Raw genomic sequence first — 20,097 nt, 5'->3', positions numbered from 1 at the left:
TATAAAATTTACATAATACAGTTATAAACTTGTTGAACTAAAACTTTTTTTAATAGTTTACATGATATCTAAAAAATCATTGATTTAATTGATTAATTTGACTGATCATTATTGCTTTAAAGATTTAAATTGGAGAATTTTAGAAAAAAAATGATATAATTAATTTTTCCTTAAACAAAAAAATGAAAAATAAAAATAACTATCAAGCAGATTCTATTAAAGTTTTAAAAGGTCTTGAAGCAGTGAGAAAAAGACCAGGTATGTATATTGGAGATACAGATGATGGCACAGGTCTTCATCATATGGTTTATGAAGTGGTAGACAATTCAATAGACGAGGCTTTAGCAGGATATTGTAAAAGTATTAGTCTAAAAATTAACTCTGATGGAACAATTACAGTAATTGACGATGGAAGAGGTATTCCTGTTGATATCCATAAAGGAGAAAAAAAATCAGCAGCAGAAGTAATTATGACTCAACTTCATGCTGGTGGTAAATTTGATCATGACTCTTATAAAGTTTCTGGTGGACTGCATGGTGTTGGAGTTTCTGTTGTTAATGCTCTATCAGAAAAATTACAGCTAGAGATATATAGAGATGGAAAAAAACACTATATAGAATTTAAAAATGGTGAAGCCAAAGCTCCCTTAAAAGTGGTAGGTAACGCAAAAATTACTGGAACCAAAATAACTTTTTTACCTTCTAAAGAAATTTTCTCTGCAATAAAATTTAGTGCGAATACTTTAATTAAAAGGATGAGAGAATTAGCATTTTTAAATAAAGGAATAAAAATAATATTTACAGATGCAAGCCAAAAGAAAGAAAAAACATCAGAGTTTAAGTTTGATGGTGGTGTTTTAGAGTTTGTAAATTTTTTAGATGAAAAAAGAGAAAAGTTGCAAAACAAAAATGGTAATGACTTATTTAGAAAACCAATTTATATCGAAGGTAAAAAAAATAATATAGAATTAGAGTGTTCTTTAAAATGGAATGCAGGATATACAGAAGATATATTTCCATATACAAATAACATCTATCAAAAAGATGGTGGAACCCACCTGTTGGGATTTAGAAGCGCATTAACTAGAGTAATAAATAAATATGCTAATGAAAATAATTTACTAAAGAAAAATAAATTAGCAATCTCAGGTGACGATATCAAGGAAGGACTAACATGTGTACTTTCAACTAAAATTCCTGATCCAAAATTTTCATCTCAGACAAAAGATAAGTTAGTTTCATCAGAAGTAAGGATTATTGTAGAAACATTGGTAAATGAAAAATTATCTATTTGGTTTGATCAAAATCCATCTATTGCAAAAATCATTTTAGCTAAAGTTATTCAAGCTGCAATGGCCAGAGATGTTGCTAGAAAAGCAAGAGAAAATGTAAGAAGAAAAGGAGCTCTTGAATTAAGTGGTCTTCCTGGAAAATTAGCTGATTGTCAAATTGGCAAACAAGAAGGAACTGAATTGTTTATTGTAGAGGGGGATTCAGCGGGTGGATCTGCTAAACAAGGAAGAAATAGAGCAAATCAAGCAGTTTTGCCACTTAGAGGAAAAATACTTAATACTTATGTAGAAGATTTTAATATTAAAAAAAATGGTAATGGTAATGGAAATGGTTCTGATCAAAGAACAAAAGCTTTGTCAAAAATGATCTCTTCAAATGAGATTGTTACATTGATTAATGCTCTGGGTTTAGATCCAAAAGCGCAAGAGATTGATTTAAAAGATTTAAGATATGGAAAAATTATTATTATGACAGATGCTGATGTAGATGGCTCTCATATAAGAGCCCTTCTTTTAACTTTTTTTAATAATAAGCCATTTAATAAGCTAATTGAAAATGGTCATGTTTATTTAGCTCAACCACCGTTATTTAAAATTAACAAAGGCTCAAAGGGAATTTATATAAAAGATGAGAAGGAGCTAGAGGATTACATCATAAATAATAATAAGGAATTAAAAAAAATTAAAAAGGAGTCCAAAGATTATTTGAAAAAAATTGATGAAGAAAAATCAAAAATGAATATCCAAAGATTTAAAGGTCTTGGAGAAATGAATCCAGAAGAATTATGGAGTACCACATTAGACCCAGAAACAAGAAATTTACTACAAGTTCAATACTCAAAAGATTTGAAAAAAGATCAAAGTTTAATTCATACTTTAATGGGTAACGATGTGGCATTAAGAAAAGATTTTATAGTTTCCAATGCTATAAATGTTAGAAATCTTGATATTTAAAAATGAAGTTCTTTGAAACTTCAAAATATCATTCTTTTAAAAAATCAACATACATAACTCTTAGATGGATCGGAATTATTGGACAATTAATTGCAGTGAATTTTGTATATTTATTTCTAAATTCTAGTTTTGATTTTATTACGTCAAATTTAGTTATATTTTTAGGAATATTAAGTAATTTATATTTAATTTTTATTTATGAAAAAACACAATTATCAGATAGATCTGCTTTTATCTTCCTGCTTATAGATATTTTGCAATTAGGTATTCTTCTTTATTTATCAGGAGGAATAACTAATCCATTTGTAATTTTTATATTAATACCAAGTGTTTTCTCTTCATCAAATTTGAGCTTAAGAACCAATATATTATTAGTAACTTTAACAATAATTATAATTATTTTTCTAACTTTTAATTATGAAGAATTGCCAATTAATTTAAACAGTGATTTTCATAACAATCATTATTTTTACTATTCTATACCAATATCCTTAACTGTTGCCTTGGTCTTTTTAAATTATTTTGCAATGACATTTGGTACACAATCTAGATTAAGAAAAGAAGCATTAGGAAAAATGGAAGAGGCAATGGCAAAAGAACATGAACTACTATCTTTAGGTGGTCAAGCCGCTGCAGCGGCACATTCTTTAGGCACGCCGCTTTCCACGATAACAATAATTACGCATGATTTGATGAAACAATTTAAGGGGCAAAAAGATTTAGAAAAAGATATAGAGTTATTGAATAGTCAAGTAGAGCGATGTAATGAAATTTTAAAGCGATTAACTTTAAATCCTGTAGAAGAAGATGAATTTATTGATAAAGATATTAATATCCGAGATTATTTGCATGAAATTATTTCTTCATTTAAGGAAATAAGTAAAAAGGAATTTGTCTTCAATTTTGACCAGGACTCAAACTCAAAAAAGATCACCAAATCTATAGAATTAGTTTATGGATTAAGAAATTTTATTGGAAACGCGAATAAATTTGCCAAAAATACAATTTTTATTAATTTGAAAAGCGATAGTGAAATAACTGAAATAACAGTTGAGGATGATGGTGATGGTTATCCAAGAGATATAATCTCAAAAATTGGTGAGCCATATTTGAAATCAAATTATTCTAAAGACAAATCTAAAGAGGGTTTAGGTCTAGGCTTGTTTATTGGAAAAACTTTATTAGAAAAAAATTTTGCATCAGTTAATTGTAGAAATTCAAAAACGCGAAATGGTGCTGAAGTTGTTATTAGATGGAAGAATAAGGAATTATTTAATATTTAGTGGTATTTGTTCTTTGTTTCAAATAATGAGCTTAATTGAGATATCATAACATCTCCTAATTCATTTACGTCGGTAATTTTGATAGCTTTATTGTAATATCTTGAAACATCATGACCAATTCCTATAGCTAAAACTTCAATATCTGATTTATTTTCAATAAACTTTACTATCTTTTTTAAATGTTTTTCTAAAAAGTCACCTGAATTAACAGAAAGAGTTGAGTCATCTACAGGGGCTCCGTCAGAAATAACCATTAATATTTTTCTTTCTTCTTTTCTCTTTTTGATCCTATTATAGGCCCACGATATAGCTTCTCCATCAATGTTCTCTTTGAGCAATCCTTCTTTTAGCATTAGTCCTAAATTATTTTTTGCTTGTCTCCAATGGGTATCTGCTCCTTTGTAAATTATATGTCTTAAGTCATTCAATCTTCCTGGTGTTTTCGGTTTAGAATTTTTAGTCCATAATTCTCTACTCTGTCCACCCTTCCAATTTTTGGTTGTGAAGCCTAAAATTTCGACTTTGACAGAGCACCTTTCTAACGTTCTGGATAAGATATCTGCACAAATAGCTGCAATAGTTATTGGTCTTCCCCTCATAGATCCAGAGTTGTCTATGAGCAGAGTCACTACTGTATCTTTAAAATCTAAATCTTTTTCTTTTTTGAATGATAAAGAATTATATGGATCCATGATAATTCTTGGAAGTTTTGAACTATCTAATAATCCCTCCTCTAAATCAAATTCCCATGCTCTATTTTGTTTTGCAAGCAATTGTCTTTGAAGTTTATTTGCAAGTTTCGTTATAATATCTTGAAAGCCGATTAATTGTTGATCTAAATTTTTTCTTAGTTTTGTCGCTTCATCTGAATTTTCTAGATTTTCAGCTTTTACAACTTCATCAAACTGGGTAGTAAATATTTTATAATCTAAATTGATATTATCTATTTTTTTTTGAGCTACTTGCTCAGAACTTTGTTCATCTGACTCTGTGTCTGATAACTGTTCGTCAAAGTTAAATTCATCAACACTATAATCAGCATCTAGTGAAGCCTCTGATACATTTTCATCTTTTTCGTCTTTATTGTCTTCTTTATCGTTATTTTCATCTTCATTTGATGGATTATCTTGTCCTTGATCTTGATTTTCTTCTTTTCTTTCGTCCTCATCTTCACTTTGAAAAATATCCATTTCTTCCAATATTTCTGAAAACTTTAAACTATATATATTTTGATCTTCAAGATTTTTAAGTAAAAATTCTTTATGTTTTTCTATAGCGTCCTCAAAGTCTTTTTCCCAAAAATGAAGCATTTTTGTTGTTAGAGGATTTAGCTTAATTTTATGAAAATTTTTAAGCATATATAACTCGAATGCCTCTGATATAGATACATCCTCTTTAGTTTTTAATTGATCTTTGCGTTTACGATTTATTATTTGATGATAATTTTCTTGAAAATTTTTCTCAATTCCTTTTAACATTTTTCCTCCCAAAGTCTCGTAACGTATTTTTTCAGCAATATTATAAAGGGATCTAGAAGATGTATTTGAGGGAAGGTTTTTTTTGTAAATTGTTTCATTGCAAAATTTTTTTTTCAAAGCAGAGGAGTCTGTTTCTGCACGTAATCTTATAAAATCAGCTGGACTAGTTAAATTATCAATTTCTAGAAAATTGAATTCTTTTATTTTTTTCTCTTCAGAGTTTTTTTTTTTTACATCAAAATCATCAGCAATTACTTTTGCTGTAGAAGTTAAAGCAATTTTGAATTTTTCTTTTAAATTATTTTCTTTAGTGCTCATTAGATTTGAATATTAATCAAAGATTCTGGCAACTCTTCACCAAAACATCTTTGATAATATTCTGCGATGGTATTTTTTTCAATATCATCACATTTATTAAGAAAAGTTACTCTAAAGGCGTAACCAGTGTCTTTAAATATCTCTGCATTTTCTGCCCAATGTAACACCGTTCTAGGGCTCATCACTGTTGAAATATCTCCTGCAATAAATCCTTTACGCGTTAAAGATGCTACTTTTATCATGTTAGCAACCTTATCTTTTCCCTTTGCGTTATTTAAGTTTTTATTTTTAGACAAAACAATGTCCATTTCTCTATCTAGGCTAAGATAGTTTAAAGTTGTAACAATATTCCATCTATCCATCTGGCCTTGGTTAATTTGCTGTGTACCATGATAAAGACCTGTCGTATCACCAAGTCCAACAGTATTTGAAGTAGCAAATAATCTAAAAAATTTATTTTGTTTAATTACTTTGTTTTTATCTAGTAATGTAAAATTTCCCTCAGCTTCTAAAACTCTTTGAATTACAAACATTACATCAGGTCTACCAGCATCATATTCATCAAAAACAAGTGCAACTGGATTTTGTATAGACCATGGTAAAATTCCCTCATTAAATTGAGTTACTTGTTTACCATCTTTTAGAACGATTGCATCTTTTCCAATCAAATCAATTCTACTTACATGACTATCTAAATTTATACGGATACAGGGCCAATTTAATCTTGCAGCAATTTGCTCGATGTGAGTAGATTTTCCAGTGCCATGATATCCTTGAACTAGAACTCTCTTATTAAACGCAAATCCTGAAATAATGGCTAAAGTAGTATCTCTATCGAACTTATAGTTTTTATCAATTTCAGGAACATATTCATTTTTTTTTGAAAATGCATCTACTTCCATTTCTGAATCAATTCCAAAAGTTTGTTTTAATGAAACTTTAATATCTGGTTCTATGTTAAGATTTGGTGTCAATTTTTTCTCTATAGGTATTTTTTAATTGAGTGTAAGCCAATGTTATAAGTTTAAGTTTTTCCTCGTATTTTTTATTTCCAGAATTCATATCAGGGTGAAATTTTTTCACAAGTAATTTGAATTTATCTTGTATTTTCTTCCACTTTAAACCTACAGAAACCCCCAATATTCCAAAAGCTTTTATATCTTTATGATCAAATTTAAATTGACGCATATGATTATAATCTCCATTTATTTTTTCTTTATCGAACTCATCTTTCAAAGTTGTATTCCATAACACTTTGAAAAAATTATCTGAAGAGCTAAAGCTTTGCGTAGGTTTGTGCCAAGTCATGTCAGATTTTAAAAAATCCACTACTTGGTCATCATTCATTCCTGAAAAATAGTTCCAATTTTTATTAAATTCTTTTACATGCTCAAGGCAAAGCATTCTAAATTTTCTGCTATTATCTTTTTCGACTGGTGCCTTATATTCACCTATTTTATTACAATTATTCCAGTCACAAATATTTTTCATGATATATAATAACATATATGGATATAAATGAGTTAATTACAATTGTAAAAAATAAATTATTAAATCAAATAAATATTGAAAGTATAAATATTGAAGATAAGTCTTTTCTTCATAAAAATCATAAAGGAAATCAAGAAGGAAAATATCATTTAAAATTAATTATCGTTTCTCAAGAACTAAAAAAAATGAATAAAATTGAAAGTAATAAAAAAATTTACAAGATTTTAGATCAAGAATTAAAAGAATTTATTCACTCAATCCAAATTTTAATTAGTTAAAAATTTTTTTAGAAATAAATTTAACTTTTTTTTGGTGTATTGTTTGTTAAAAATTGGCTTACCAATTTTTTTTAACAAAACTAAGTTAATTTTTTCAGAATTATTTTTTTTATCTTTGATCATAAACGATAAAATCTTATTCAAATCTCTGATAGAAAAATATTTTTTTATAGAAGAAGGTAGACCAGAATTATCAATATGATTTATAATTAAATTATATTCTTTTTTACTGAGCATGTTTTCCCTAAAACTAAAACTTAGTGCCGTTTTCATTCCAAGTATCACGGCTTCACCATGATTTAATTTATGGCTGTATCCTAAACCTGATTCATAAGCATGGGCAAATGTATGGCCAAAATTTAATACTTTTCTTAATGCTATTTCTTTTTCATCTTTTTCAACTACTTTTTTTTTAATTTTACAACTTTCATAAATTGCTTTTTCAATAAATGGAGAAGAAAGACTTAAAATCATTTTAAGATTTTTATTTAAGAAATTAAAAAATTTTTTATTATCAATTAATGAATGCTTCAATATTTCTCCATATCCGCAAATTATTTCTCTTCTTGATAAAGATTCAAGAAATTGAATATCTGAGAGAACCAGTGATGGTTGATAAAAGCTTCCTATTAAATTTTTACCATATTTAGAATTAACTCCAGTTTTCCCCCCAATTGATGAATCAACTTGAGCTAAAAGAGTTGTTGGAATATTTGCAAACTTAAGGCCCCTTTTGAAAAGACTAGCTGCAAAACCGCTTACATCGCCTGTAATTCCTCCTCCTAAAGAAATTAAAACATCATTTCTTGAAAAGTTTTTATTTAATAAAACTTCTAGAATTTTATTAACGCTATTAATATTTTTATTTTTTTCACTAGCATTAAAAAATAACACAAAAATACTTTTATTTTTAAAAGACCTTTTAATATTTGAGACAAATTTTTTTGGAATATTTTTATCAACAACAATCAAACATTTATCAAAATCAATTGAATTTGATTTAAAAATTTTTGATATGCTTGAGGTTAAATTTGATCCAATAATTATTGGATATTTTTCGGTTTTAGTTACTATATTTAATCTAGTTTGTTTCATAAATTTTTACTATTTTATTTACTATTTCACTTTTAGTAAGATTATCACACTTTATCTCATATAAAGCTTTAGAATAAATGCTAGATCGTTTCTTAATTAAATCAATTAACTCAATATCGGTTGCATTAATCGCTAATGGTCTTTTTTTACTGTTTTTAATTCTATTTAACAATGTTTTATCATCCCAATTTAGCCAAAAAGATAAATGATTTTTTAAAATTTCTTTCCTAATATTGTTATTTGTAAATGCTCCCCCACCAAGTGAAATCACAGTAGAGCTTAATTTAAGCTTTTTTAAAGTTGTTTGTTCTTCAATTTTTCTAAAATAATTCTCACCTTTAACTTCAAAGATTTTTTTTATTGTAATGTTTAAATTTTTTTCAATTTCTTTATCGATATCTACAAAATTTAATTTTAATTTCTTAGCTACTAAAGATCCAATAGAGCTCTTACCAGAACCCATCATCCCCAAAAAAACTAGATTTTCTTTTGATTTCATAAGTTTCTTTATTGAAAAAACATAAATATGTCTTAATTTGAAATTATCTAAAAGTATATGCAATTCATTAAAAACACAAGTTCAGGCAAAGCAAGTATCATAGGACTTGTAATTAAATCTATAATCGGATTAGGGGTTATTTTAGGTATTATTTTTTTTCTAAGTACAATTGATTTTCCTGCACCTAAAAAAGAAATTGAAAAAATTATTCCAAATGAAAATTTTAAAATTGTTAAATAAGAAAATTTTTTTAATCACATTAGTTTGTCTTATTTTTTTTACACCTGCGTTTGCAGAGGAGAAACCGATTGATATTTGGAATATAGAAAAAAAAGATAATCAAGTTATTTCAGAAACAAATATTTCAAGTGAAAATTCTAGTGGCACTACTCAGAATAGTATTTACGAATTACAAACAAATAAACAAACAGATAGTATTAAACTTGATAAAGAATTTTCATCAAAAGAAATTAAAATTATTGGACTATATGATCCTAGTGAATACGGTTTGACTATGGATATGTGGTCAAATTCTGATGGAACTAAATTAAAAAATTTATTTCAGAATATCAATAAGTTTAATCTTTCAGAGGATGCATCTGATATAATGCACATATCTTTATTAACCAACGCTTATTCTCCAACTCAAAATATTACCGAGAAAGAATTTATGAGCTTTAAATCTGATTGGTTAATAAAAGATGCAAACTTAGAATTAATAGAAGAATATTTAATTAAAAATCAAATAATAAATTTACATCCAAATTTAACAAGATATTTGGTAGATACTTATTTATCAGAATCAAACGTAAAAAAATCATGTGAGATTTTTTCTAAAAATTCTGAACCCATTCAAGATGAATATCTATCAAAATTTAATTTATATTGTTTAATCAATTATGGAAAAAATGAAGAAGCACAACTTATCTTAGATTTAAAAAAAGAGTTAGGTTTTGAAGATATTTATTACGAAAACAAAATAAATTATTTATTTGGATATTTAGATGAGGCAGATAAAGAAATATCAATAAATTCAATTTTAGATTTTCATTTAGCTCATAGAACTAACCCTGAGTTTAATTATGAACCAACAGAAGATACACCTAAAATAATTTGGAAATATCTTTCAGCTGCTAATTTACTTTTTAAAATTCAAGATATAGAAATTACTGATGTAGAAAAGATTTCTACAATAGAAAAAGCTGTTAATGATAAAAATTATTCCGAAGAGGAGTTATTCGAATTTTATAAAAAATTCCAATTTAATATTAATCAATTTTTAAACGCAAAAGAGTCGTATAAATCTTTATCTTCAATCGAGGGACGTGCTCTTTTATATCAAAGAACTCTTTTAACAGAAGAACCAAAAATCAAATTAGAATTTATGAAGATTTTAAAGGATCTATTTATATCTGATGATATAGGTGATGCCTTTGATTTAGAATTAAAAAAATTTTTAGCTGAAATTAATGTTGAGGATGTTCCATCAAATTTTACAACATTTTACTATAGTAATCTAAACAAGAAAGAGACAACAGATAAAAAAATTAAATACAATAGTAAAATTTTACACCAATCAAAACTTATAAATTATTTCAATGGGGACTATGCAAAATCTAAAATTGAAGAGGATCTAGATAAATTTTTAAAGAAAATTAAAAAAGATAAAAAATATTTTTTATCAAAAAAAGATATAATTTTTCTAGAGGCGCTTAAATCTGACGGAGTTGAAATTTCAAAAAAATATGACAGTCTTTATGAGGTGAAGCAATCAGAAATGCCTGCCGATATTCAAACAATGATAGATAATAATGAGATTGGTGCCGCATTGTTGAGAATAATTGAGGTAATTGGACCTGACAAAATTGAAAATATTGATGAAGATACAGTTTATTTTATTATCAATACTTTAAATCAATTAAATGTTGATTTAATTAGAAACAAACTATTGCTAAAAGTTCTTCCTTTAAAAGTATAAAAATTATAATAAAATCAAGTTATGGCTATCAGAACTATAATAACAGAACCTAATAAATTACTTAGGCAAATATCTAAACCAGTCAATAGTGTTGGTAAGGAAGAGCAAAAATTGATGGATGATATGCTAGAGACAATGTATGACGCAAACGGAATTGGTCTCGCGGCGATACAAGTTGGTGTACCAAAGAGAATTATTGTAATGGATATAAGTAAAGATGAGAGTAAAAAAGAGCCAAGATATTTTGTAAATCCGGTTATCAAAAATAAAGATCCAGAAAAAGCAACTTATGAGGAAGGATGTCTTTCTGTACCAAATCAGTTTGCAGAAATTGATAGACCTAGTAAGTGTGAAGTAGAATATCTTGATTATGATGGAGAAAAGAAATTGCTAAAGGCAGATGGTCTTCTTGCAACATGTATTCAGCATGAAATGGACCATTTAGAGGGGATACTATTTATTGATTATCTTTCGAAATTAAAAAAATCAATGATAATTAAAAAATTATCTAAGAAAAAATCTTCATCAGCAATTCTTTAAACATGCTAAAAAAAATAGTTTTTATGGGTACTCCCATGTTCGCTGTTCCAATTTTAAAATCGCTTTATCAAAATGGATATCCTATTTCTTGTGTTTATACACAACCCCCTCAAAAATCTAAAAGAGGTCAAAAAATTAACAAGTCACCAATTCAATTAATTTCAGAAACTTTAAACATAGAATTTAGAACACCAAATTCATTGAAAGAAAATTCAGAGGAATTTAAATATTTTAAATCTTTAGAGGCAGATTTGGCAATAGTGGTTGCTTATGGTCAAATTATACCAAAGTCATATTTAAATTTAACTAAAAAAGGATTTATTAATATACATGCATCAATTCTTCCAAAATGGAGAGGTGCTGCTCCTATTCAAAGATCAATTATGAATTTAGATAAAGAGACAGGAATTAGTATTATGAAAATAGGGGAGGAACTAGATACAGGACCAGTATGTAATGTTTATAAAATTAATATAGAAAATAATTTAAATGCTGAAGATATTAATGAAAAGCTATCAAGTTTGGCTGCAGAGAAAATTTTAGATAATATAGATGATATATATGAGGATAAAGCAAACTTTATAGAACAAGATCACTCATCAGCCACATACGCATCAAAAATTCAAAAATTAGAGGGGCAAATTAATTGGAAAGAAGATGCTAAAATTATAATTGGTAAAATAAATGGACTTTATCCGGTTCCAGGTGCTTATTTCATTTTTAACGGTGAGAGATATAAAATATTAAAAGCAGAAATTGGACAAGCGCAAGGAAAACCAGGTGAAGTTTTATCTGATCACTTAGAAATTTCATGTGGAGATAAAAAATCAATAAAAATTAAAGAAATACAAAGACAAGGAAAAAAGCCTCAAAGTATTGGAGAATTTGTTTTAGGAACACAAATTAAAAAGGGTTCATTTCTATAATGAATAGATACCAAATACTTATTGAGTATGTAGGGACAAATTTTAGAGGATGGCAAATTCAAAAAAAGGGTTCGACAATACAAGGATTAATTCAAGAAAAATTATCAAAATTATTAAAAGAAAAAATTGTTTTACATGGTCAAGGAAGAACTGATGCAGGGGTTCATGCATTTGAGCAATCTGCACACTTTGATTGTAAAAATAAAATAATTGATACAATTAAATTTTTAAAATCCATAAATCATTTTTTAAATTTAAAAGACATTGCAATTAAAAATATTAAAAAAAGAAATAATAAATTTCATGCTAGATTTTCAGCAAAACAAAGAATTTATAAATACTTTATATTTAATCAAATAAGCCAACCAATAATTGAAAAAAATAGAGCATGGCATGTTCGTAAGCCTTTAGATTTAGAATTAATGAAAAGGGGTGCAAAAAAGTTATTAGGAACCCATGATTATTCAACTTTTAGATCATCAAGCTGTCATGCAAAAAGTCCAATTAAAACTATAAAATCAATAAAAATTAAATCATCAAAAAACAAAATTGAATTTCAATTTAGTTCTCAATCTTTTTTACAACATCAGGTCAGATCTATGGTTGGTTGTTTAAAATATTTGGGGGAAAAGAAATGGGATTTGAAAACTTTTGAAAAAAGATTTAAGTCAAAAAAAAGAACACTGTGTGCTCCTCCAGCACCACCAAGTGGTTTATTTTTATTTAGAGTTCTTTATTAATTTATTTTTATTGCTCATAGCAAACTTTTTATTTATTCGCCATCTAGACTCAGCTCTTACGATATATCCACAACAGTTTTTTGATTTACATTTACAAGGAAATTGTTTGTAGTTTTCATCATAACCAAATCCATAGTCACAAGTAAACTCCTCACCTTTTTTAATATCTTTGATTGCTTTAACCCAAATTTTCAATCCCTTTCCATCGTAATCACAATTATTATCACAAGAATGGTTTATTAAACCTGCGGTATTCCATGGAAAATCTCCATCTAGATCGTATCTTTTATTTATTGTGAATAAATATATCGGTTTACTATTATCGTACTTATCAGAAACTTGTGTTTGTTTTTTTGTTATAAGTTTTCCTACATAGTCAATTATTTTGGTTCCTTCTTTAATGTCACGAGTTGCATAAAGCCCTCTTCCTTTATTATCAATTCCAGATTTTTTTATTTTATATAATTTCATGAAGATTTTTATTTAGAGTTTTCTAAAGAATTATCAATTAAATTCTAAAAGAGCATCAACGTGTCTTTTAGTGCTATCTCGAAGTGCATTTAAGTCGTAACCACCCTCTAAAATTGAAACAACTTTTCCATTACAAAATTTTTTAGAAGCCTCTAATATTCTTTTGGTAATAGTAAAATAGTCCTCTGTTTTTAAATTAAATTGAGCAAGAGGATCATCCTCATGGGCATCAAAACCAGCGCTAATCAATATAAACTCTGGTTTAAACTCTTCTAATTTTTTCAATACATGATCAAATACGTTTAAATATTCTTCTGAACTTATCCCAGCTGGCAAAGGTATATTAAAGATATTTTTAAATTTACCTCTTTCTTGTTCTGAGCCAGTTCCAGGGTAGTAGGGATATTGGTGAGTTGATATAAAAAGAACATTTTCATTTTCATAAAAAATATCCTGTGTTCCATTACCATGATGTACATCAAAATCTATTATTGCAACTTTCTTATATTTATATTTTTTCAACAAATAATTTGCACCAATACTCACTGAATTTAAAATACAAAAACCAGCTGCTTTATTTTGTGAACTATGATGTCCAGGAGGTCGAACACCACAAAATGCATTTCTAAATTCTTTTTTTTCTACTCCATCAATTGCAGCAATTATTGATCCAACTGCATCGAAAGTTGCATCTTTGCTTCCAGGTGAAATGATTGTATCTCCATCAAGTGAAGAAAAACCTTTTTTTGGAAAAGAACTTTTTACTAAATTTAAATAATTCTTTTCATGTGTAGTTAAGAGAATATCATCTGAAACTTTAGATGGTTTCTTCCATATAAGATTTTTATAATTAAATTTTTTAAAATTTTCTACTATTACTGATACTCTTGCTATTTGTTCTGGATGCCCAGGACCTGTATCATGATTTTGAGATGTGTCTGATGTAATTAAACCAGTTTTCACTTAAAATAGTTATCTAAGATTTTGCTATAAATTAAAGTTAATCTTTTTAAATCAGATAGAGACACACATTCCCCTATCTTATGCATAGTTTTTCCCACTAATCCAAATTCTAAACATGGAGCTATTTTTTTTATAAATCTTGCATCCGATGTACCACCAGTTGTAGATAATTTAGGTTTAATTTTAGTAATCTTTTTAATTGTATTTCGTATCATAAATGTAGTTTTGTTTGGCTTAGTTAAAAAAGCCTCACCAGAAACACTATATTCGATTTTATATTTTGATTTATTTTTTTTACAAATTTTTTTAATTATTTTATTTATTTTATTCTTTAATTTGTAAGATGTGTGTTTGTTATTAAATCTAATATTAAAGGATGCGCTAGCTAATCCTGGAATTACATTATCAGCTGAATTATCGATGTTAATTTTTGTTATTTCTAAATTTGTAGGTTGAAAATCTTTTGTTCCTTTATCAAATTTAATTTCTTTTAACTCTTTTAGTATTTGGACCAAAGCTGTTGATGGATTGTTTGCTCTGTTAGGGTAAGCCACATGACCTTGAATACCAATGACAGTCAATTTTCCAGTCATACTACCTCTACGACCAATTTTAATCATTTCTCCTAATTTATTTGGATTCGTAGGTTCTCCTACTAAGCAAAAATCTATTTTTTCTTTTCTTTTTCTCAAATACTCAACAACTTTTTTTGTTCCATTAATTGCAATTCCTTCTTCGTCCCCAGTAATTAAAAGGCTAATAGACCCATCGAATTTTTTATTTATTTTAGCAAAATTACTTACCGCAGTAACAAATGCAGCTATTGAGCTTTTCATATCATTTGCGCCTCTGCCAATTAAGTATCCTTTCTTAACAGCAGGTTTGAATGGATTAACAGTCCAATCATTTAAATTACCAGGTGGTACAACATCCAAATGACCTGCATAACAAAAATTTGGACTTGTGTTACCAAGTCTTGCGTAAAGGTTTTTTACAGGATAACTATTTTTATCTTTAAACTCGAGAATTTTAGTTTTAAAGCCAATTTTTTTTAATTTTTTTTCTAAAAATTTAATAACACCGGCATCAGTTTTTGTAACAGATGGAAACCTAATTAGCTCTTTAGCTAACTGTAATTCATTTATTGTTGGCATTTTAATCTCTTAAAAGATCGTTAACTGATGTTTTAGATCTCGTTTTTTCATCAACTTGTTTAATAATCACTGCACAGCTTAAAGATGGTGCAGATGGATTGTTTTTATCTGGTAAAGAACCTGGTACAACAACTGAGTATGGAGGAATTTTCCCATAAGTAATCTCTCCTGTTGAACGCGTTATTATTTTAGTACTTTGAGTAATTAGCATACCCATACTTAATACAGAGCCTTCTCCAACTATCACACCTTCAACAACCTCAGACATCGCCCCAACAAAAACATTATCCTCAATAATTGTTGGTAATGCTTGAGCGGGCTCCAAGACGCCCCCAATTCCAGAACCTGCAGAGATATGACAATTTTTTCCAATCTGACAACAACTTCCAGCACGACTAAATGTATCCATCATTGTTCCTTCATCAATATACGCTCCAATATTTACATAACAAGGCATCAAAACCGCATTCTTTCCTACAAATGATCCTTTTCTTACTGGCGAATTAGGCACCATTCTAAAACCAGCTTTTTCATGATCTTCTTTTGTCCATCCAGCTGTTTTTCCTTTAAGTAAATGAGCTTTGTCATACCAGCTACTGTATGGACCATTTAAATTTTCCATTGGATACATTCTAAAGCTCAACATTATAGCTTTTTTTAGATGTTGATGTGTTACCCATTCACCATTTATCTTTTCAGCTACTCTTACTTTTCCACTGTCTAATTCATCAATAATTTGATTCACAGCATCCTTTAAAGATTTATCTGGATTTTGACTTACTTGGTCTTTATTTTCCCAAGCTTCATTTATAATTTTCTCAATACTCATAGTTTTATGGGTTTTTTAATAACCTTATTTCTTTTAAAAATAAAGAAAGATTTTCAATTTTGTAATCAATATACTCTTCATCAGACTCCTTTTTCCCCCAGTATTCATCATTGATTAACCAAACTGTTTTTGCTCCTCTTTCTTTTCCAATAGATAAGTTTTTTGCGATATCTTCAATATAAAGTGTCTCAGTTGGATCAATTTGAAATTTTTTGACCATCAGATCAAATGCTTTTGCCTCAGGTTTTGGACTGTACTCAGCATCAACAATGTCAAATACACCGTCAAATTGATCATCAATTCCTAAGTGAGTAGTAATATTTTTAACATGTTCTTTACTACCATTTGTAAACACAAATTTGTTTAGATTAATATTTTCCAGTTCATTCCTTAAAGCAGTATCTTTTTCTAAAAAATCTAAATTAATATCATGCACGTAGTCTAAAAATTCTCTTGGAGGTATATCGTGATGTATCATTAAACCATTAAGACTAGTATTATATTTATGAAAATAATTTGTTTGTAATTCTTTTGCCTCTTTTAAATCTATATTTAATTTATTCGAAATATATTGAGTCATCTTTTTACTTACTTGACCAAATACTCCTTCAAGATCACTATATAGCACCCCATCACAATCAAATAATATGTTTTTGATATTCTTTAATTCTTTCATTGTCTTATTAGGGTCCCAGAGCCCTTGTCAGAGAATATTTCCCATAAACACGAATGTGGCTTTGTGCCATTGATTATACCAACTGCTGTTACACCATTATTTACAGCGTCTAAACATGCGTTTATTTTAGGTATCATACCTTCTCTAATAGTTTCATCTTTAATCATTTCAAGAACTTCAGATGAAGAAATTTCCTCTATTAACTTCTTATTTTTATCCAAAACACCGTCAACATTAGTCATTAACAATAGTCTTCTAGATTTTAAAGATTTTGCTATAGCCATCGCAGCTGTATCTCCATTAATATTATATGTTTTGTTTTCTTTACCTAATCCTAATGGAGAGATTATAGGAATTTTATTTTGATTAATTATATTTAATATTTGTTCATTATTAATCTCATTTGGTATTCCTACAAATCCTAGCTCTTCTGCTTCTGGTATAGTTTTTATAACATTATTATTTTTTGTGTGAATAGAGATTGCTTCTGTGTTTTTGTCTTTCAAAGAATTAACAATGTCATTATTAAAATCAATTAAAACAGATTCAACAATATCAATTATATTTTTGTCAGTTACTCTTAGTCCTCTTATAAATTTTGATTGAATATTTGATTTTTCTAGCTCTCTTTTAATTCTAGGTCCACCACCATGAATTACCACAGTTGTAAGGCCTAATTTATTTAAAACACTAAGATCAGTTATAAAATTATTAAATACGTTTCTATCAATTAAAACATTTCCACCGTATTTAATTACTATTAAATCATTTTTATATTTTTCAATATATTTAGTTACTTCATTAATTGGTGGCCCATCTTTAGGTAATATCTTTTCAAGGTCCATTTATTATTTTTTAATTAGGTTGCAGTTTTAACTGTTGTACGTTTCATTATTACAACCTGCTGAGCCATTGTTAAAATGTTATTAACTGTCCAATAAATTACTAGCCCACTTGGGAATGGTGCAAGAATTACTGTTAAAAATAAAGGGAAGAACATAAATATTTTTGCTTGCATTGGATCTGTTGGAGCAGGATTCAACTTTTGTTGCACCCACATTGATACCCCCATAGCAACTGGCCATGCTCCAATTACAAGGAAAGAAGGTACATTATAAGGAAACAATCCAAATAAATTAAATATTGAAGTAGGATCCTTAGCACTTAAATCTTGGATCCAACCATAAAAAGGCATATGACGCATTTCTATCGTAACAAATAAAACCTTATAAAGAGCAAAGAATACCGGAATTTGAATCAAAATGGGAAGACACCCACTCATAGGATTTACCTTCTCTTTTTTATAAAGAGCCATCATTGCTTGTTGCAATTTCATTTTGTCATCTTTGTGTACTTCTTTAAGTCTTGCCATCTCAGGCTGAAGAGCTTTCATTTTAGCCATGCTTCTGAATGAAAAATTAGCAAGTGGAAAAAATGCTACACGAATACAAACAGTAACAGCAATAATTGCTAATCCATAATTACCAAATATTTTAAAGAAATATTCTAAAGCAGTGAACAAAGGACGTGTTAAAAAGTATAAGAATCCCCAATCAATCGTAAGATCAAATTTATCAATTTTTAATGATTCTGCGTACCCATCAATTACGTCAACTCTTTTTGCAGCTACTATTACTTGTAAGTTTTCTTCTATAGAGGAGTTTCCAGTTAACTCTAATGGTTCTGTTGTAACAAAGTTTATTCTGTACTTGTTTTTGTAATCCATCGTAGTTTTAAATTCTTTTTCTCTTGGTGGAATTAGAGTTGATATGTAATATTTATCTCCTATACCTAACCATCCTTTTTGAGCAGTTCTTGAAAATTTTTTCTCTTCAATATCGTCATAATCTTCCTCAATTAATTCTTCATCTAATGTAGCGATAGGGCCTTCATGAAGAATGTAAAAATCGGTCAAACCTTCTGGGATTTGATTTCTTATAATTTGTCCATAAGAATAAAAGTCATAGTTTTTATCAGTAGAATTTATTATCCTTTGTTTTATTGTGAATAAAAACTTATCATCTAATGCAATTTCTTTTTCAAAAGTGATGCCTTGATCATTAGTCCAACTTAGTTTTATAGGAGATTGATCAGTTAATTTATTATTTCCATAAACTGACCAAATTGAATCTGCATTCGGAATATCGATATTTTTATCGGTAGTTATAAAACCACTTTCTATTATATAGCCTTCTGTAGAACCTCGTGGTGCGAGAAATTTTACTTTTTCATCGCTTTCTAAACTTATATTATATTCTTTGAAAGTTAGATCATCTATTGCAGCACCTTTTAATGAAATAGATCCAACAATACTTTCGTTCTCAAACTGAATTCTTTCACTTTGTTGTAACGCTTCTTCTCGTGAAATTTCAGATACGTTTTCTTTTTGATCAAGACTAGGTGCATCTGAATTCTGCTCAGTATTAGTTTTTTCAATTAAATTTTCTTTCGTTACAGGAGGTGGCGCGAAAAATAGCGAGTATAATATAATTACAGCAGCTGATAAACTTATGGCAGCAATTATGTTTCTAGTTTCCATTATTTATTATCCTTCATTTCTTTTTTAACTGGATCAAACCCTTCGCCACCCCCTAAAAATTTTATTGGATGGCAGGATAAAATTCTTTTTATACTAATTAATAAACCTTTAAAAAAACCGTATTCTTTTAAAGCATCTATGCTGTATTCAGAACATGTTGGTAAATATCTACAAGAGTGACCCAATAATGGACTAATCAAATATTTATAAGCTTTGATAAATTTAATTAAAATTAATGTAAATATATTCATTATTTTATTTTTGCAAAATCCTGAAAAAGAGTTTCTTTTATAATTTTGTATTCATTATTTAGCATAGAAGACTTGGCTATAACAAGAAATGAATAATCAAAGTTTATCTCTACTTTTTTAACAGCTTCATTCATAATGTTTCTTAATCTTCTTTTAATTTTATTTCTCTTTACTGCATTACCAATTTTTTTCTTAGTCACAAAACTGATATTTAGTCTTTTTTTATCTTTATTAAATAATCTTCCAAAAAAAATACTTACGTATTTATTGGTAATCTTTTTTTGTTTAAGTAAATTTTTAAATTCTTCGTTTTTTGAAAGAGCAAGTATTTTGCTTTTCATT

At 27.9% G+C, this 20,097-nt stretch carries 22 protein-coding genes; 8 read left to right on the top strand and 14 right to left on the bottom strand.

Annotation, left to right across the window (positions count from 1 at the left end; all coding sequences use genetic code 11):
* The first annotated feature begins 182 nt into the window (after positions 1-182).
* Both ACTT9R_RS05125 and ACTT9R_RS05120 read left to right on the top strand, forming a co-directional pair.
* Positions 183-2,246 carry a DNA gyrase subunit B gene (locus ACTT9R_RS05125; RefSeq protein WP_440926940.1) on the top strand — a complete coding sequence of 688 codons (2,064 nt, stop codon included), beginning with the start codon at positions 183-185 and terminating at the stop codon, positions 2,244-2,246.
* A gap of 2 nt (positions 2,247-2,248) precedes the next feature.
* Positions 2,249-3,529 carry an ActS/PrrB/RegB family redox-sensitive histidine kinase gene (locus ACTT9R_RS05120; protein ID WP_440926939.1) on the top strand — a complete coding sequence of 427 codons (1,281 nt, stop codon included), beginning with the start codon at positions 2,249-2,251 and terminating at the stop codon, positions 3,527-3,529.
* On the opposite strand, the gene ACTT9R_RS05115 is transcribed toward ACTT9R_RS05120, so the two are convergent.
* Genes ACTT9R_RS05115 through ACTT9R_RS05105 form a run of 3 tightly spaced genes read right to left on the bottom strand, consistent with a single transcriptional unit; the run spans position 3,526 to position 6,816 of the window.
* On the bottom strand, positions 3,526-5,325 hold the full coding sequence (locus tag ACTT9R_RS05115; protein WP_440926938.1) for a cobaltochelatase CobT-related protein: 1,800 nt from the start codon (positions 5,323-5,325) through the stop codon (positions 3,526-3,528). The two genes, ACTT9R_RS05120 and ACTT9R_RS05115, sit on opposite strands and share 4 nt — an antisense overlap.
* Entirely contained in the window at positions 5,325-6,299 is a 975-nt protein-coding gene (gene cobS / locus ACTT9R_RS05110; RefSeq protein ID WP_440926937.1) for a cobaltochelatase subunit CobS, read from the bottom strand. The genes ACTT9R_RS05115 and cobS overlap by 1 nt, the downstream gene beginning before the upstream one ends.
* Positions 6,283-6,816 carry a J domain-containing protein gene (locus tag ACTT9R_RS05105; RefSeq protein WP_440926936.1) on the bottom strand — a complete coding sequence of 178 codons (534 nt, stop codon included), beginning with the start codon at positions 6,814-6,816 and terminating at the stop codon, positions 6,283-6,285. The genes cobS and ACTT9R_RS05105 overlap by 17 nt, the downstream gene beginning before the upstream one ends.
* Before the next feature lie 17 nt (positions 6,817-6,833).
* On the opposite strand from ACTT9R_RS05105, the gene ACTT9R_RS05100 reads away from it, so the two are divergent.
* Positions 6,834-7,094, top strand: a complete 261-nt coding sequence (locus ACTT9R_RS05100; RefSeq protein ID WP_440926935.1) for a BolA/IbaG family iron-sulfur metabolism protein — start codon at positions 6,834-6,836, stop codon at positions 7,092-7,094.
* On the opposite strand, the gene aroB is transcribed toward ACTT9R_RS05100, so the two are convergent.
* Both aroB and ACTT9R_RS05090 read right to left on the bottom strand, forming a co-directional pair.
* Positions 7,083-8,189, bottom strand: a complete 1,107-nt coding sequence (aroB, locus tag ACTT9R_RS05095) for a 3-dehydroquinate synthase (protein ID WP_440926934.1) — start codon at positions 8,187-8,189, stop codon at positions 7,083-7,085. The genes ACTT9R_RS05100 and aroB overlap by 12 nt on opposite strands.
* Entirely contained in the window at positions 8,176-8,688 is a 513-nt protein-coding gene (locus ACTT9R_RS05090; RefSeq protein WP_440926933.1) for a shikimate kinase, read from the bottom strand. The genes aroB and ACTT9R_RS05090 overlap by 14 nt, the downstream gene beginning before the upstream one ends.
* Before the next feature lie 57 nt (positions 8,689-8,745).
* On the opposite strand from ACTT9R_RS05090, the gene ACTT9R_RS05085 reads away from it, so the two are divergent.
* From ACTT9R_RS05085 to truA, 5 genes are read left to right on the top strand one after another with little or no spacing between them, the layout of a single operon-like run.
* Positions 8,746-8,928, top strand: a complete 183-nt coding sequence (locus tag ACTT9R_RS05085) for a hypothetical protein (protein ID WP_072091133.1) — start codon at positions 8,746-8,748, stop codon at positions 8,926-8,928.
* The gene (locus ACTT9R_RS05080) at positions 8,903-10,666 is read left to right on the top strand and encodes a hypothetical protein (RefSeq protein ID WP_440926932.1); all 1,764 of its coding nucleotides are present in this window, start codon (positions 8,903-8,905) and stop codon (positions 10,664-10,666) included. Before ACTT9R_RS05085 ends, ACTT9R_RS05080 begins: the two co-directional genes overlap by 26 nt.
* Positions 10,667-10,687: 21 nt before the next feature.
* Entirely contained in the window at positions 10,688-11,206 is a 519-nt protein-coding gene (def, locus tag ACTT9R_RS05075) for a peptide deformylase (protein ID WP_440926931.1), read from the top strand.
* 2 nt (positions 11,207-11,208) lie between these two features.
* On the top strand, positions 11,209-12,132 hold the full coding sequence (fmt, locus tag ACTT9R_RS05070) for a methionyl-tRNA formyltransferase (RefSeq protein ID WP_440926930.1): 924 nt from the start codon (positions 11,209-11,211) through the stop codon (positions 12,130-12,132).
* Positions 12,132-12,872, top strand: coding sequence for a tRNA pseudouridine(38-40) synthase TruA (gene truA, locus ACTT9R_RS05065; protein WP_440926929.1), 741 nt, complete (start codon positions 12,132-12,134; stop codon positions 12,870-12,872). The genes fmt and truA overlap by 1 nt, the downstream gene beginning before the upstream one ends.
* Here the strand turns inward: truA and ACTT9R_RS05060 are convergent.
* The 9 genes from ACTT9R_RS05060 to rnpA are packed head-to-tail and all read right to left on the bottom strand — an operon-like array spanning position 12,852 to position 20,096.
* Positions 12,852-13,343, bottom strand: coding sequence for an SET domain-containing protein (locus tag ACTT9R_RS05060; protein ID WP_440926928.1), 492 nt, complete (start codon positions 13,341-13,343; stop codon positions 12,852-12,854). The two genes, truA and ACTT9R_RS05060, sit on opposite strands and share 21 nt — an antisense overlap.
* 33 nt (positions 13,344-13,376) lie before the next feature.
* Positions 13,377-14,306: a histone deacetylase family protein gene (locus tag ACTT9R_RS05055; RefSeq protein WP_440926927.1), complete on the bottom strand. Its 930-nt coding sequence runs from the start codon at positions 14,304-14,306 to the stop codon at positions 13,377-13,379.
* Positions 14,303-15,460, bottom strand: coding sequence for a succinyl-diaminopimelate desuccinylase (gene dapE, locus ACTT9R_RS05050; protein ID WP_440926926.1), 1,158 nt, complete (start codon positions 15,458-15,460; stop codon positions 14,303-14,305). The genes ACTT9R_RS05055 and dapE overlap by 4 nt, the downstream gene beginning before the upstream one ends.
* Before the next feature lies 1 nt (position 15,461).
* Positions 15,462-16,289 (bottom strand): 2,3,4,5-tetrahydropyridine-2,6-dicarboxylate N-succinyltransferase, encoded by an 828-nt coding sequence (gene dapD / locus ACTT9R_RS05045; protein ID WP_440926925.1) that lies wholly within the window; start codon positions 16,287-16,289, stop codon positions 15,462-15,464.
* Between the two features lie 4 nt (positions 16,290-16,293).
* Entirely contained in the window at positions 16,294-16,965 is a 672-nt protein-coding gene (locus ACTT9R_RS05040; RefSeq protein ID WP_440926924.1) for a pyrimidine 5'-nucleotidase, read from the bottom strand.
* The gene (argB, locus tag ACTT9R_RS05035) at positions 16,962-17,810 is read right to left on the bottom strand and encodes an acetylglutamate kinase (protein WP_440926923.1); all 849 of its coding nucleotides are present in this window, start codon (positions 17,808-17,810) and stop codon (positions 16,962-16,964) included. The genes ACTT9R_RS05040 and argB overlap by 4 nt, the downstream gene beginning before the upstream one ends.
* Before the next feature lie 14 nt (positions 17,811-17,824).
* Positions 17,825-19,504 (bottom strand): membrane protein insertase YidC, encoded by a 1,680-nt coding sequence (gene yidC, locus ACTT9R_RS05030; protein ID WP_440926922.1) that lies wholly within the window; start codon positions 19,502-19,504, stop codon positions 17,825-17,827.
* Positions 19,504-19,755 (bottom strand): membrane protein insertion efficiency factor YidD, encoded by a 252-nt coding sequence (gene yidD / locus ACTT9R_RS05025; protein WP_023854406.1) that lies wholly within the window; start codon positions 19,753-19,755, stop codon positions 19,504-19,506. The genes yidC and yidD overlap by 1 nt, the downstream gene beginning before the upstream one ends.
* Complete coding sequence (rnpA, locus tag ACTT9R_RS05020; RefSeq protein WP_440926921.1) at positions 19,755-20,096, bottom strand: ribonuclease P protein component; 342 nt, start codon at positions 20,094-20,096, stop codon at positions 19,755-19,757. Before rnpA ends, yidD begins: the two co-directional genes overlap by 1 nt.
* Between the last annotated feature and the right edge of the window lies 1 nt (position 20,097).

It is taken from the genome of Candidatus Pelagibacter sp. (assembly GCF_052049835.1).
Taxonomy (GTDB): Bacteria; Pseudomonadota; Alphaproteobacteria; order Pelagibacterales; family Pelagibacteraceae; genus Pelagibacter.
Note: the sequence above shows the minus strand (reverse complement) of the source record. Positions and strands in the feature narration are given on the sequence as shown.